The sequence below is a fragment of the Rubrivirga sp. S365 genome (assembly GCF_032248475.1).
Classification (GTDB): domain Bacteria; phylum Bacteroidota; class Rhodothermia; order Rhodothermales; family Rubricoccaceae; genus Rubrivirga; species Rubrivirga litoralis.
Window position 1 is genome coordinate 363902 of the sequence record NZ_JAVTTN010000001.1, and the last position, 13905, is coordinate 377806.

The following is a 13905-nucleotide window of genomic DNA, read 5'->3' on the forward strand; positions in this document are numbered from 1 at the left end:
CGGCGGATTCGTCCCCTCTTCGCTCATACAGCGTAGCTCAGTCGGGTAGGAAGGCGTAGCCGCAGTGCGCGATCCACCCGGAGGCGTCCGATGGTGTGACCGCGGAAACGGCTTCGTCGAGCGCGTCGAGCAGCGCGTCCCGGGCGTCGGCCAGCTTCTGCTTGACGATCGCCTTCACCTTCGACCACATCGGCTCGATCGCGTTGAGATCCGGGCTGTACGGCGGCTGCGGGAGCACGCGGGCACCGACGGCCTCAACGAGTGCGATTGCAGCCGGGCTGTGGATCCGGGCGTTGTCCCAGATCACTACGTCGCCCTCCTCCAAGCACGGCACCAGGCTCTCGGCCACGAACGCCTCGAAGTGGGGGGCCTTGACGGACCCCTCGTGTGCCCGCACCGACCCGCACGTCGCGGCCATCCACCCGATGAGGTTGACCCGCTTGCCGACCCGGAAAGGGGCGACCTCGACGCACCGCGTGCCGATGGGCGCGAACCCGTACGCCGACCGCGCGCCGATCTGAATCCCCGACTCGTCGACGAAAACCAACCGCTCGGCTGGGATCGCCGCGACCTCCGCCAAGAACGCCTCGCGCTTGGCGACCACATCCGGGCGGAAGCGCTGGGAGGCGATCATGGACTTTTTTTTCGGGTGACCCGCCACAGACCCAGCATCCGCTGGACGGTCTGGCGGCTGATGGCGCGTCCGGTGTCGGCCTCGAACCGGCGGGCGATGGTCGCGTGCGGCATCGAAGGGTTCTCGGCGAGGTACCCGTCGAAGAGCGGGCGGTCGTCGTCGGTCACGAGCGGGGTATGGCCACCGCCGTGGGGCCGAGGCTCGACGGACCCCTGAATGCGGTCGAGGTGGCGGAGCCGGTGGACGGTCGAGACGGAGACGCCGAAGCGGGCGGCGACGACGGGGGCAGTGGCCGAGCGGGCGGCGTCGAGGACGCGGCGACGGAGGTCGACGGAGAGCGGGGCGGGCATGGCCGAAGCTACCCTGTCAACCCGGGATGGCTTCGCTGTATGCTACGATACGGAATCCCCCAGGCTAAGCATATGAGACCGATTCGCTTCCGGCCCTCCCCGGCGCTGTGGAGGTAGATGACGCGGTAGTTCCGGTACACCACCTCTCGCATGAGCTCGTCCCCGATCTCCGGCACGACGCGGCCGGACTCGGGAAAGGCGCTCAGCCGCTCGGCCGCTGCGAGAAGCCGACGCACGAGAACCTCGGCGTAGGCGGGCGACTGCGCGGCGTGGTAGTCCGCGATCTCGGCGAGGTCGGCCTGCGCCCTCTTCGTCCAGACGACGTCCGCCACTGTCTACGGCCGGTTGCGCCAACCGCTTAGCCGCTCCTCCATGCGGCGAGCGACTTCCGCGTGGGGGACGGTCTCTCCGCGGCGCGCCTGTTCGAGCCCCTCGCCGACCTTGCTCAGCAGGAGCAGGCGCTCCATCGCGTCCTCGACCGTCGCGTCGTCGGGCAGGTCGCCCACGGCACGGACGATCTGTGGCTTCGTGATGGGGACGGTCATGGCGCGGGCGGGGTGGTCCCTGATGATACGCCACGCGCCCCGCCCGACTCGTCCAGCGCCCGCCCCGCCCTACTCCTCCCGCAGCGCGATCGCCGGGCTCGTCGTGCTCATCCGCCACGCCGGGTAGGCCCCGGCCAGGAGCGCCGCCGCGACCGCCAGCCCGACCGCCTGGAGCAGCACGGACGGCGAGACCACGAACGCCAGCGTCCACCCGAACGAGCGGACGTTGACCACGAACACGAGGACGGCCGCCAGCGCGAGGCCGAGCGGGACCGAGAGCAGGCCCGCCCACAGCCCCATGAGGCCCGTCTGCGCGAGCACCATCTTCCGCAGCTCGCCCGGCGTCATGCCCTGCGCGCGGAGCATGGCCAGCTCGCGGCGGCGCTCGAGCTGGAGCGCCAGCAGCGCTGAGAGCACGCCCACAAACGCGACGCCGACCGCGAGCAGCCGGAGCACGCTCGTCACCACGAACGTCTGGTCGAAGATGTCGAGGCTGGCCTGCCGGAGCGCCCGCGTCGAGCGGACGGTCACGTCCTGCCGGCCCTCGGCGAGCGCCTGGGCGCTCGCCACCAGGTCGTCGGGGTCGACGCCCGGCGCCGCCGTGAGTGCCGTGCCCGCGTACCCGGGGTCGTCGTAGGCCGCGAGGAACGGGCGCTCGTCCATGAGCACCACGCCCAGGTCGTTCCCGTAGTCGATGTAGACGGCCGCGACCGGATAGGCGCGTGGGCCGCGGTCGGTCGGGAGCCGCAGCGTGTCGCCCACGCCGACCCCGAACCGGAACGCGAACGGCTCGCTCACGGCCACCGCCCCGCCCGGTGCCGCCGCCGCGAACGCCTCGGCCGAGCCCTCCTTGTAGCGGTTGACGCCCGCCCGCGTCGCGTCGATGCGCGAGACGACGAGGTCGAACCGGCCGGCCGACGAGCCGTCGCCCGCCCCGCCCGAGTTCCCGCCCGAGCGGACCAGGCCGTCCAGCGTGCGGATTCGGATGGCGTCGGTCCGCTCGACGCCCGGGAGCGCGGCCAGGTCGCGCGCGAGGGCCGGGTCGAGGACCGCCCCGCCCCGCCGGAAGACGGTCGCCGGCGGCTGCACGTAGACGTCGGACTGGAGCACGGACCCCAGCCAGTCCTCGACCGTCGTGCGGAACGACGACACCATCGTGGCCACGCCGATCGTGGCGGCCACGGCGACCGTGAGCGCGGCGACCGCCACGGCCGTCCGGCTGAGCGAGGTCGCGATCCCGCGCGCGGCCATCCGCCCGACCGGCCCCATGAGCCGGGCCATGAGCGGCTGCGCCGCCGCCGCGTACACTCGCGTGAGCCAGGGCGTGAGGAGCGCCACGCCGACCAGGATGCCGAGCATCCCGGCGTAGGCGCCGACCACGCCGGCGGGGAGGAGCAGCACCAAGCCGCCCGACGCGAGCGCCGCCGCCCCGCCCAGGGCCAGCCGCCCCGCCCCGCGCCCGATGCGGTCCTCCTGCGTCGAGCGGCGGAGCGCCGAGGCCGGCGCCACCGACGCCGCCTCCCACCCGGGCCGGAGCGCGCCGACGAGCGTGGCCCCGAGCCCCAGCACGGCGCCCTTCGCGAGCGCCCACGGCGAGAGCGCCAGCTCGCGCACGCGGACGACGAAGTACAGGTCGCCGATCGTCTGCGTCACGAGCCGGACCAGCCCGCTCCCCAGCGCCACGCCCAGCGCGAGCCCGAGCGCGGTCCCCACGGCGCCGACTACGAGCGCCTCGACCAAGACCAGCCGGAACACTTCGCCGCGCGTGACGCCGAGCGCCCGGTACGTCCCCAGCACGCGCCGCCGCTGGACGACGGCGAACGTCACGGTGTTGTAGATGAGGAACAGCCCAACGACGAGCGCCAAGAGGCTCAGCGCCGACAGGTTGAGCCGGAACGCCTCGGTCATCGTCGCCAGCGTCTCCGCCTGCGTCGACGCCGGCCGCACCTCGGCGCCCGCCGGCAGCAGCGCCGCCACGCGCGCCACCGCCGCCGAGTCCGGGAGCAGGAGGTCGATGCGGGAAAGGCGGCCGGCGGGTGCCGGCGAGGGATAGGGGATGGGGGATGAAGAGGGATTAGCAGACGTGACCTCGGCGGAGTCCGCCCCGTTCGGCTCCGCCCCGCCCTCTGGGACGCTGCCTCTGCCAGTCCCCGCTCCCGAGTCCCCAGTCCCCGCCATCCCGAACCACTCCTGCCCCGTCGCCACGTCCACCACCAGCAGGTTCTGGAGCGCGCTCGCGCTGCGGTCGTCGCCGGGCTGGAGGAGGCCGATAATCTGCGCGACCTCGGGGCGCCCGTCGATCTGGAGTCCGAGCGTGTCGCCGACGGCGAGGCCCAGCTCCGCCGCCGTCTGCTCGGAGACCAGCGCGGCGCCGGGGACGGTCAGGAACAGGCCGGCGTCGAGCCCGCTGCCCGGGCCGCCGACGAACGGGCGGAAGGCGGCCTCCTCGAACGGGTCCACGCCCAGCACGCCGACCACGCGGCTGGGCTCGCGCGCCACGCGCGCGTCGCCCTCCACGACCGGCGCCACGTTCGCCACCCCGCCCTCGACGCGGACGCGAGCCACGAGCGCCCCCGGCACCCCGCCCGGCCCGCCGATGACCTGGTGCGTGGCGCGGCCGGTCACGGCCTCGCCCGACAGCTCGAAGGCCCGGAGCGCGCTCCCGTTCGCGAGATCGACCGCCACGCTGACGGCCACGCCCAGCGCCACGCCGAGGATCGAGAGCGCCGTCAGCCACGGGTGGCGGAGCAGGTAGCGGCGGCTCGACAGGGCAAGGGTCATGGGGGGTGAGGCAAGGGAGAAAGACCGTCGGGGCGGGGCGGCCTCCCCCGACGTCTGCTCTGTGAGGGGGCGGGGCGGGGCGGTCAGTCGCGCGCCGCCACGGGACGAGGCACGCCCTCCTGCCGCTTCCCCCCTCCCTCTTCCCTCTCCAGCCGCCCGTCGGCGAGGCGGAACACGGTGTCGACGCGGTCGAGCGTGTTCTCGTCGTGCGTGACCATGAGCAGCGTCCGCCCGCGCTCGCGCGTCATGGCTTCGAGGAGGTCGAGGATCTGGCGGCCGGTCCGGGCGTCGAGATCGCCCGTGGGCTCGTCGGCGAGGACGAGGGCGGGGTCATGGGCGAGCGCCCGGGCGATCGCCACGCGCTGCTGCTCGCCGCCGGAGAGCCGGTCGGGAAAGGCGTCGGCGCGGTCCGCCAGCCCGACATCCGCGAGCAGCGACGCCGCGCGGGCCTCGGCGTCGGGCGCCCGGTTGAGGTCGAGGAGGAAGCGGACGTTCTCGGCGACGGTCAGCGTGGGGACGAGGTTGTAGAACTGGAACACGAACCCGATGTGGCGGCGGCGGAACAGGGTCCGCTCGCGCTCCGAGAGCCGTTCGAGGTGCTGGCCGTCCACGACGACGGCCCCGTCGTCGGGTTGGTCGATGCCCGAGATCAGGTTGAGGACGGTCGACTTGCCCGCGCCGCTCCGCCCGACGAGCGCGCCGACGGTGCCGCGCCCGAGGCGCATGGAGGCGCCGCGGAGCACGTCGCGCGTGGCGTCCCCCTCGCGGTACCCCTTGCGGACGTCGCGGAGGTCGAGCACGGCGTCCGCCCCGCTCGCGGCGGGGGCGTCGGCGTCGGGCGGGGCGGGGCGGGCGGGCATGGCGTCGGGGCGGCGGCGTAGCACGACGCACGGCGCGCGGAGTTTTCAGCCGGGCGTGAAAGTGCGGCAGCGTGCAGCCCGTGAACCACCCCGCCCACGGCACGGGCGGGGCGGCGGCGGGCGGGGCGGCGCCCGTCCAGACCGCCCCGCCCTCGTCACGACCACCCCTAGCCCCCTCTTGGCTGCGCCGACGCTGCGCGGTGGCCAGGAGGGGGACTGCCGCCGCTTCGCAACGTCGTTCGGCCACCTTCAGCCGCCCCGCCCGCACTGACCTCCACCCCTCCCCCGGTCCGCTACCCGACCTGCAGGTGGGACGACCCCGTACGCGGACGGGCGGGGCGGGCGTTACTCCGGCGCCCCCGCCGGTGGCTACGTTCCCGCAGCGCCACCCCACCCCCACTCCGCCCCTTTATGACTCCCCGCCTGTCCGCGCTGGCCCCGACCGCGCTCCTCACCGCGCTCGTCCTCGCCGCCGCCCCGGCCCTCGCCCAGAACGTCGCGTTCGAAGAGACGAACGACGCTCTGTTCGCGCCGCTCGTGCTCCCGACGCCCAACCAGTATCGCGCCGCCGACGGCCGCCCCGGCCCCGCCTACTGGCAGAACGAGAACGACTACCGCATCGAGGCCGCCCTCGACACGACGACCCACACCGTCACCGGGACCGTCCGGCTGACCTACACGAACAACAGCCCGCAGGCGCTCGACTACCTGTGGATGCACCTCGAGCAGAACCTGTTCGCGCCCGCCTCGCGGGGCGCGCTCCGCACGCCGCCCGACAGCCGGTGGCGCGGGTCGTTCCCCGAGGGCGGCTACCAGATCGGGACCGTCACCGCGGGCGGCCAGCCCGTGACGCCGGTCGTGACCGACACGCGGATGCGGATCGACCTCCCCGCCCCGCTCCGCGACAACGGCGGGACCGTCGAGGTCGTCGTGCCGTACTCGTTCGTCGTGCCCGAGTACGGGGCCGATCGGATGGGCCGGCTCGAGACCGCCGCCGGGACCGTCTACGAGTTCGCCCAGTGGTACCCGCGCGTGGCCGTCTACGACGACGTCCACGGCTGGAACCCGCTCCCGTACCTCGGCCAGGGCGAGTTCTACCTGGGCTACGGCGACTTCGAGTACGCCGTGACGGTGCCCTCGTCGATGACGGTCGTCGGCACCGGCGAGCTCTTGAACGAGGGCGAGGTCTACACCGATGTCCAGCGCGAGCGGCTGGCGCGCGTGCGCCAGAGCCCCGACCGCGTCTACATCGTCGAGCCCGACGAGGTCGGCCGTGCCCGCCCCGCCGGGGGGATGACCACGTGGCGCTACCGCGCCGAGAACGTCCGCGACGTGGCGTGGGCGGCCTCGGACGCCTTCATCCTCGACGGCGCGAACGCCGCCGTCGAGCTGGAGGACGGCACGACGAACGACGTCCTGATCCTGAGCGCCTACCCGGCCGAGGGCGTGGGCACACCCGACAACCCCGGCTGGGAGGAGGCCACGCGGTTCGGCCGCGCCTCCATCCTCGCCAACAGCCGGTGGTACCCGTACCCCTACCCCGTCGCCATCTCGGTGGCCGGCGTCGTGGGCGGCATGGAGTACCCGATGCTCCACTTTTCGGGCGTCGACGCCCGGTTTATGAGCCTGTTCGGGGTCATCGACCACGAGCTCGGCCACAACTGGTTCCCGATGATCGTGGGCTCCGACGAGCGCCGCTACGCCTGGATGGACGAGGGCTTCAACAGCTACCTCAACACGTTCGCCAACCGCGAGTTCTACGACGCCAACCCGGACCCGACGATCGCCGGCTACGGCCAAGCCGACTCGGCCCGCGTGATCCGGCTCACCGAGGGGCCGGCGGCGGCGGACTTCGCGCGCCAGCCGTACGCGGTCGACCAGCCGATCATGACGTACCCCGACCGGATCCGCCGCCCCGCCCTCGGGTGGCTGGCCTACCGGAAGCCGGCGAAGGGGCTCCTGCTCCTCCGCAACACGGTCGTCGGGCCGGAGCGCTTCGACGAGGCCTTCGAGGAGTACATCCAGCGGTGGGCGTACAAGCACCCGCAGCCGGCCGACTTTTTCCGCACGATCGAGGACGTGACCGGCGAGGACCTGAGCTGGTTCTGGCGCGGGTGGTTCTACGAGACTGGCCTGTTCGACCAGGCGCTCGTCGCCCTCGACGTCGTCGACGGCCGGGCGGTGGCGACGGTCGAGAACCGGGGCGCGCAGGTGCTGCCCACGACGGTCGAGTTCCGGTTCGCGGACGGGACCACCGAAGTTGTCACGGTCCCGGCCGAGGCCTACTTCGGGACCGACACGACGGCCGCCCGCGTCGAGCTGGACGGCCGGACCGTGGTCTCGGCCCGGATCGACCCCACGGGCGACCTCCCCGACGACGACCCGACCGACAACGTCCGCACCCTCTAGCGCACCCTCCGGGTGGGTACGGGGTACCGGGTACGAGGTACGGTCCGATCTGACCTCGACGCGCGCGTACCTCGTGCCGAGCACCCTGTACCTACCTGCCGTTGCTCTAGCGCACTTTCTAGCCGCCCCGCCCGCTGCCCACGTCGGGGGCGGGGTGGCCGCACCCCCTAGCCGCCCCGCCCGCACGTCGGGGCGGGGCGGTCGCGTGCTGGGGCCGTCAGCCGGGGACGTGCGTGCGCACGCCGGGGAGGAGCGCGCGGAACGAGGCCAGCAGGCGCCGTGCCCGGTCCGGCCCCGGCGCCGTGAGGTCGAGGAGCGACCGCGTCGCAGCCCGGTCCTCGTCGTCCAGCCCGTGGACGTCGCAGAGCCCCATCGACCAGTCCGGGAACGACCGGGCCTCGACCGGCCCGCGGATGAGCGGGAGCACGCGGTGGTGGCGGGGGTCGCGGGCGATCCGGGCATAGGTCGCCTCGACGGCCGGGCCGGGGCCTTCGAGCACCTGCATCACGTTGCCCTCGGTGTAGAGGAGGGCGCCGGTGACGCCGGCGGCCGCGTTGTTGCGGCGGCTCACGCGGAGGATGTCGAGGAGTTCGTCGCGGCTCAGCAGGTGGGGCGTGGCGGAGCCGTAGACGACCTGGACGAGGGGGGCGGAAGACATGCGAACGCTGCGGTGATCTCCCGGGGGTATCGCCGCCCCGCCCCGTTCCTCAACCGGCCGCCCATTTCCCCGGGTCGCCCCGGGGGCGGGGTGGGGGATTCCGGCACGCGGGCCGCCGCCCAGGCCGCGGGTCCGCCGAGATTTCCCCGCCGCTCCGCCCCGCCCCGCCCGGCCGGGGGCGGGGCGGGCGTAGGTTGGACGGCCCCCGCAGATCGCTCCCGTGTCGCTCCCCGCCCGCCCGCTGCCGCCGTCGGCGGACGCCCTCCCCGGCGTCCGGCTCCGCGACGGGTTCGCGTTCCGCGAGGGGCAGCGGGCGTTCCTGGAAAAGTGGGCGGCGGCGCTCGAACGGGGCGAGCGGAACGCGCTCGGCGTGTTTGTCCCGGGCTACGGCAAGACGATTACGGCGCTCTCGGCCTACGTCGTCGCGCGCGCGCTCGGCGTCTGCGACCGGCTCGTGGTCTTCGTCCCCCGCGGCAACCTCCGCGACCAGTACGCCGACGCCGACGAGCTCGCCCAGGTCTTCCACTGGCTCGGGGCCGGGGCGGTCACGTACTGCGCGGCGGACTCGGACCGGGTGTTCCTCAAGAACCTCGACACCGAGGTCGTGGTGACGACTTACCAGTACGCGTCGGGCGAGCGCGGGAACGACGCGCTCGTCGAGTACTGCAAGCGCGCCAAGACGCTCTTCGTGTTCGACGAGGTCCACCACCTGGCGACGGACGGGACGTGGGCGCGGGCCATTGAGCGGTTCCCGCACGCGGCGAGCGTGGCGCTCTCGGGCACGCCCATGCGCGGCGACAGCAAGACGCTGTTCGGCGTGCCCACGACCGTCGACTCCGAGGGTTTCGAGTACTACGACGCGCTCCACGAGGTCGGGATGCGCGAGGCCCACGCCGAGGGCGGCATCCTCAAGCGCGTCGACGCCCACGTCGTCGACTACGCGGTGCGGATGGTGCGGACGGACACGGGCGAGGAGGTCGAGATCTCGCTCTCGCAGCTCCGCGAGGACGCCGAGGCGACCAAGGACGTCGACGCGTACCTCGCGCGGCGGAAGCTCCGGTTCCACGAGGTCTACCTCGAGACGCTGCTCGGGCCGGCGTTCGCGCGGTTCGCCGAAAAGCGCGGGCAGCTCGCGCGGCAGATGGCGCGGTCCGGGAGCTACGCCGGCTACCGCGACCACCAGATGCTCGTCATCGCGATGTCGAACGCGCACGCGGCCGCCATCCTCGACTTCGTCCGCCGCCGCTACCCCGACGTCCGCTCCGCCCGGATCGGCCAGGACGTGGCCGCCGGCGAGCGGCAGCAGTTGCTCCACGCCTACCGCGAGGGCGGGCTCGACGTCATGGTCCAGGTCGACATGATCGGCGAGGGGACGGACATCAAGCCCATCTCGGTGCTGGTGAAGGCGGACCTCGTCCGCGCCGTCGGGAAGACGATGCAGCAGGTGTTCCGCGGGATGCGCTACGTGCCGCAATGGCCCGAGGAGGCCAACCGCTGCGACCTCTACGCCGCCGACGACTCGGGCGTGGTCGACACGCTGCGGTGGATCGCGGCCGAGGAGCAAACGGGCGTCAAGCAGTCCAAGGCGACCGGGGGCGGCGAAGGCGCGACGGTCGAGAAAACGGACGTCAGCGTGTGGGAGCTCAAGTCGGTCCGCCAGGGCGCGAGCCAGACGCACAGCCTGGAGCAGATGCCGGGCTACCGCTCGTCGTCCGACTTCCACCAGGACGTGCCCCGCCCCGCCCCGCCCCCCCAGGCCATCGACGTGGCCGCGCGCGAGCGCGAGCTGCGCCAGGCGTGCGCCGAGCTCGCCAAGGAGCTCTCGTTCGCCGCCGACGTCTCGGTCCGCCAGGTCCACGCGGCGTGGAAGCGACGGATTCAAGGGCAGCCGCAAGCGGCGGCCAGTCTCGTCGAGTTGGACAAAAAGCGGACGTGGCTGGAGCGGTCGCTCCGGGCGGGGCGGCTGGTGTAGCAGGGTACGGGGTACGGGGTACGGGGTACGGGAAGATGACCGCCCCGCCCGCGCTGTCAAGGGCGGGGCGGGGCGGTTGCCCCCACGTTGCCCACCCCGCCCGGGGCGGTTCTGCGCGACGAGGTCGCGTCGTTGCATGCAACGACGTGTTCCGGTGGCCGTCGGGCGGGGTGGCGGGCCGCCCGCAGCGACGCCTGGGCGGGGCGGGCGTGCTGCGCGGACCGCCCGCGCGTCCGCCGCCCCGCCGGCGTGAGGGCGGGGTGGCTACTCGGCCGGCAGGTGGAGGCGGAGCCGGACGCCACCCTGGTAGATCCAGTCGCCGTTGGACGACGCCACCGCGCCCATCGGTTCGAGGAAGAGCCGCCCCGCCGGGATCGTGCCGGCGACGTAGAAGCCGGAGCCGGAGACGCCTCCGGTCAGGCGAAGCTCCTGGCCGTCGGCGGTGAGCCGCCCGGTCCCCGCGCCGATGTGGACCGCTGGGGCCGGCGGCCCAAAGTGCGGGACGTCCATGAAGCCCGCCAGGAAGTGCGCGCGGCGCGGGCCGAGCCGGAGGCCCGCAGAGGGGAGGACCGTCGTCGCCTCCGGCCCCAGGGCCGGGACGCGGCCGACCTGGAGCCCGAGCGAGGCGCCGGCGTTGCGGCCCTCGACCCGGACGTACGGGTGGACGGCCCCGAACGCCCCGCCCTCGTCGCCCGGGCGGGGTGGTCCGTCGTCTCCGACCACGACCTCCTGCCGGCCGCCGTAGACCCGCACGCCGATCTCGCGCGTCCGCCCCGCTTTGGGGTCGACCCAGATGCGCGCCACGCCGGCGCCGGCCGTCGCGTACTGGTAGAGGTCGGTGTCGCAGATGTCGAACTCCTCGTACCGCCCCAGGTCGCCGTGCGCCTCGACGGCCCACAGACTGAACGGCTCGGCCGCCGGCTCGGTCTGGAACCCGACGACGAGCGGGAGCGCGCCGGCCACCCCCGCCGCCGCCCACCGGAGCGGGGCGGCGGCCGGGCTCCGCACCAGGGCGACGGCGACGGCGCCCGCCGCCGGCACGATCCGGATCAGCAGGACCGCCGCCTCGGCCGACGTCAGCCACCCGTCGAGGGCGAGGCGCAAAGCGACGACCACGCCCAGGACCGCCACGAGCCGGAGCGGGGCGGGCTCCGCGCGGTCCGCCCCACCCCAGCTCTCGGCCGCCCCGCCCCGCTCGCGCCGCTCGGCCCACAAGACGGCCCCGAGGGCAAGCGCGGCCGCGGCCGCCATCCCCACCTGGACCGCCGTGAGCCCACCCCACGCCGTCACCTCGTTTGCCCGCACGAAGTCCTGCGCGAACCGGTGCACGGCGTACAGGCCGACGACGGCGCCGCACAGGCTGCCCGGCGCGCGGAGCCGGCGCGCGAGCCGCGGCAGGAGCGCCAGCACGACGAGCGCGAATGCGATGTCGTACAGCGGGATCGGGTGGACCGGCGCCGGCCCGGCCGCCCCGCCCTCGACCACGCCGTGCGCGAGGTGGAACCCGTGGACGAACGAGCCGGCCGCGTACGTCACGCCCCACGGTCCGTCGGTCGGCGTCCCGAAGCAGCAGCCGGCCAGCAGGCACCCGACGCGGGCCACGGCGATACCCACGAGCCCGGCCGACGCGAGCGGGTCGAGCATCGACCGCCGGACGCCCAGCAGGCGCCGCGCGGCCTCGGCGGCGACGAGCGCCCCGACGATGGTGCCCGGCAGCCGGCGGACGCCCGCGTTGGGGAGGGCACCGTCGAGCCAGAGCGCGCGGAGCCCGTCGAGGCCGAGCGGGAGCAGCCGCGTCCCCACGACGCCGCCGATCCCGGCGGCGGCCAGGACCAGGAGCCACGCCGCCGGCGGCCAGCCGCGCCGGTAGCCCACGACGACGGCCGTGAGGTAGGCCGCGCCGAAGGCGAGCACGGTGAACGGACCGAACCACTCGGGGTGCGCGCCGAACAGGGAGGTCAGTTCCATGGCGAGGCGTGGGGGCGGGGTGGTCGCAGAGCGTAGCCCCACCGCCCCGCCCGCGCGTAGTGCAAACGCACCACCCCGCCCGCGACGAGCAGCGAGCAGAAGGTGGCCTCCTCGCCCGCGCTGAGGGCGGGGTGGTCACCCTGCGCCCGGCACGCCGCGTCGCCACGGGCACCGGGCCGGGGCGGCCTCCCGACTCGCCGCCCCCCGCCCCGCCCGGTATCTTCGCGCCGCCTCACCCTGCGGGTCCGCCCCGCGCATGCATGGACCTTGTCTCGATCGGCCGCGGCTTGCTCGGCCTCGTCGTCATCCTCGCGATCGCGTTCGCGCTCTCGTCCGACCGCCGCCGCGTCAACTGGCGGACGGTCGGGCTGGGGCTGGGGCTCCAGCTCGTGTTCGCCGTGCTCATCCTCCGCGGCGACAGTCTCGCCGCGACGTTCGCCCCGCTCGGGTGGCCGGCGGCGGCGTTCGCGTTCGTCTCGGGCCTGTTCGTGCAGTTCCTGGCGGCCGTCGAGGTCGGCTCCACGTTCATCTTCGGGCCGCTCGGGCTGGGGCCGGCGTCCGAGGGCTCGCTCGGGTTCTTCTTTTTCGCCCAGGTGCTCCCGACCGTCATCGTGTTCGCGTCGCTGATGTCGATCCTGTACTACCTCGGGGTCATGCAACGGATCGTGCAGGGCGTGGCGTGGGTGGTCCAGCGGGCGCTGGGGACGAGCGGGCCGGAGTCGCTCTCGGTCAGCGCCAACATCTTCGTGGGGCAGACCGAGGCCCCGCTCGTCATCAAGCCCTACATCAAGACCCTCTCGCGGAGCGAGCTCATGGCCGTCATGACGGGCGGCATGGCGACGATCGCGGGCGGCGTGCTGGCGTCGTACGTCGCGTTCCTGGGCGAGCGCTACGCGGCCATCGAGGGCGTCCCGGTGGCGGTCGGGCAGCAGCTGTTCGCCGAGCAGCTCTTGGGCGCGAGCGTGATGGCGGCGCCGGCGGCCCTCGTGCTCGCCAAAGTCCTCATCCCCGAGACGCGGCCCACCACCCCGCCCGACGCGCTCGGGGGCGGGGCGGCGGCCGTCCCGCCCGCCGTGACGGACGCGGGCGAGGCCACGCAGCCGGCGACCGACAGCACCGAGGCGACCGCCGCCGCCGTCGAGGACCTGACCGACGCCGGACCCAAAAACGTCATCGACGCCGCGGCGACCGGCGCGGCCGACGGGCTCCAGCTGGCGCTGAACATCGGGGCCATGCTCATCGCGTTCCTCGCCCTCATCGCCATCCTCAACGGCATCCTCGGGTGGGGCGCCGGCCTGTTCGGGTTCGAGATCAGCCTGGAGGCCATCCTCGGCGTGATCCTGGCGCCCGTCGCCTGGGCCGTCGGCGTGCCCGCGGGCGACGTGACCGCGTTCGGGGCGCTCCTGGGGACGAAGGTGATCGCCAACGAGTTCGTCGCCTACACCCAGCTCGCCGACGCGCTCGCGGCCGGCTCGCTCCAGCCCAAGACGGTCATCATGGCGACGTTCGCGCTGTGCGGGTTCGCCAACCTGTCGTCGATCGGCATCCAGATCGGCGGGATCGGCCCGCTCGCGCCGGAGCGGACGGGCGAAATCGCGGCGCTCGGGCTCCGCGCCGTGCTCGCCGGCACGCTCGCCAACCTCATGACGGCGACGATCGCCGGCGTGCTGCTGGGGTGAGGGGGAGAGGGGCAAGGGGAAAGTGCGCCGCCCCGGGGCGGGGTGGTCC

At 74.2% G+C, this 13905-nt stretch carries 11 protein-coding genes; 3 read left to right on the plus strand and 8 right to left on the minus strand.

Annotation, left to right across the window (positions count from 1 at the left end; genetic code table 11):
* Positions 1–37 precede the first annotated feature (37 nt).
* From RQM47_RS01620 to RQM47_RS01645, 6 genes are all read right to left on the minus strand, one after another.
* Positions 38–634, minus strand: coding sequence for a transposase (locus tag RQM47_RS01620; protein WP_311666088.1), 597 nt, complete (start codon positions 632–634; stop codon positions 38–40).
* The gene (locus tag RQM47_RS01625; RefSeq protein WP_311666090.1) at positions 631–984 is read right to left on the minus strand and encodes a helix-turn-helix domain-containing protein; all 354 of its coding nucleotides are present in this window, start codon (positions 982–984) and stop codon (positions 631–633) included. Before RQM47_RS01625 ends, RQM47_RS01620 begins: the two co-directional genes overlap by 4 nt.
* A gap of 8 nt (positions 985–992) precedes the next feature.
* The gene (locus tag RQM47_RS01630; RefSeq protein WP_314007127.1) at positions 993–1316 is read right to left on the minus strand and encodes a type II toxin-antitoxin system RelE/ParE family toxin; all 324 of its coding nucleotides are present in this window, start codon (positions 1314–1316) and stop codon (positions 993–995) included.
* A gap of 3 nt (positions 1317–1319) precedes the next feature.
* A complete protein-coding gene (locus RQM47_RS01635; RefSeq protein WP_311662494.1) occupies positions 1320–1529 on the minus strand; it encodes a hypothetical protein in 210 nt (69 codons plus the stop codon).
* A 69-nt stretch (positions 1530–1598) separates the two neighbouring features.
* Positions 1599–4310, minus strand: coding sequence for an FtsX-like permease family protein (locus tag RQM47_RS01640; RefSeq protein ID WP_314007130.1), 2712 nt, complete (start codon positions 4308–4310; stop codon positions 1599–1601).
* An 83-nt stretch (positions 4311–4393) separates the two neighbouring features.
* Positions 4394–5170: an ABC transporter ATP-binding protein gene (locus RQM47_RS01645; RefSeq protein WP_314007132.1), complete on the minus strand. Its 777-nt coding sequence runs from the start codon at positions 5168–5170 to the stop codon at positions 4394–4396.
* A 411-nt stretch (positions 5171–5581) separates the two neighbouring features.
* On the opposite strand from RQM47_RS01645, the gene RQM47_RS01650 reads away from it, so the two are divergent.
* Entirely contained in the window at positions 5582–7579 is a 1998-nt protein-coding gene (locus RQM47_RS01650) for a M1 family metallopeptidase (protein ID WP_314007134.1), read from the plus strand.
* A 217-nt stretch (positions 7580–7796) separates the two neighbouring features.
* Here the strand turns inward: RQM47_RS01650 and RQM47_RS01655 are convergent, their stop codons facing one another.
* Complete coding sequence (locus RQM47_RS01655) at positions 7797–8237, minus strand: BLUF domain-containing protein (protein ID WP_311662490.1); 441 nt, start codon at positions 8235–8237, stop codon at positions 7797–7799.
* A 220-nt stretch (positions 8238–8457) separates the two neighbouring features.
* On the opposite strand from RQM47_RS01655, the gene RQM47_RS01660 reads away from it, so the two are divergent.
* The gene (locus RQM47_RS01660; protein ID WP_314007139.1) at positions 8458–10209 is read left to right on the plus strand and encodes a DEAD/DEAH box helicase; all 1752 of its coding nucleotides are present in this window, start codon (positions 8458–8460) and stop codon (positions 10207–10209) included.
* A 264-nt stretch (positions 10210–10473) separates the two neighbouring features.
* On the opposite strand, the gene RQM47_RS01665 is transcribed toward RQM47_RS01660, so the two are convergent.
* Positions 10474–12177, minus strand: coding sequence for a prolipoprotein diacylglyceryl transferase family protein (locus tag RQM47_RS01665; RefSeq protein ID WP_314007142.1), 1704 nt, complete (start codon positions 12175–12177; stop codon positions 10474–10476).
* Between the two features lie 260 nt (positions 12178–12437).
* Here RQM47_RS01665 and RQM47_RS01670 point away from each other — a divergent pair, with 260 nt between their 5' ends.
* Positions 12438–13856, plus strand: coding sequence for a NupC/NupG family nucleoside CNT transporter (locus RQM47_RS01670; protein WP_314007145.1), 1419 nt, complete (start codon positions 12438–12440; stop codon positions 13854–13856).
* Positions 13857–13905 lie beyond the last annotated feature (49 nt).

What these genes read in the sequence shown, in the direction of transcription:
- RQM47_RS01620 (WP_311666088.1), bottom strand. Translation starts at nt 634, where the DNA reads ATGATCGCCTCCCAGCGCTTCCGCCCGGATGTGGTCGCCAAGCGCGAG.
- RQM47_RS01625 (WP_311666090.1), bottom strand. Translation starts at nt 984, where the DNA reads ATGCCCGCCCCGCTCTCCGTCGACCTCCGTCGCCGCGTCCTCGACGCC.
- RQM47_RS01635 (WP_311662494.1), bottom strand. Translation starts at nt 1,529, where the DNA reads ATGACCGTCCCCATCACGAAGCCACAGATCGTCCGTGCCGTGGGCGAC.
- RQM47_RS01640 (WP_314007130.1), bottom strand. Translation starts at nt 4,310, where the DNA reads ATGACCCTTGCCCTGTCGAGCCGCCGCTACCTGCTCCGCCACCCGTGG.
- RQM47_RS01645 (WP_314007132.1), bottom strand. Translation starts at nt 5,170, where the DNA reads ATGCCCGCCCGCCCCGCCCCGCCCGACGCCGACGCCCCCGCCGCGAGC.
- RQM47_RS01650 (WP_314007134.1), top strand. Translation starts at nt 5,582, where the DNA reads ATGACTCCCCGCCTGTCCGCGCTGGCCCCGACCGCGCTCCTCACCGCG.
- RQM47_RS01655 (WP_311662490.1), bottom strand. Translation starts at nt 8,237, where the DNA reads ATGTCTTCCGCCCCCCTCGTCCAGGTCGTCTACGGCTCCGCCACGCCC.
- RQM47_RS01665 (WP_314007142.1), bottom strand. Translation starts at nt 12,177, where the DNA reads ATGGAACTGACCTCCCTGTTCGGCGCGCACCCCGAGTGGTTCGGTCCG.
- RQM47_RS01670 (WP_314007145.1), top strand. Translation starts at nt 12,438, where the DNA reads ATGGACCTTGTCTCGATCGGCCGCGGCTTGCTCGGCCTCGTCGTCATC.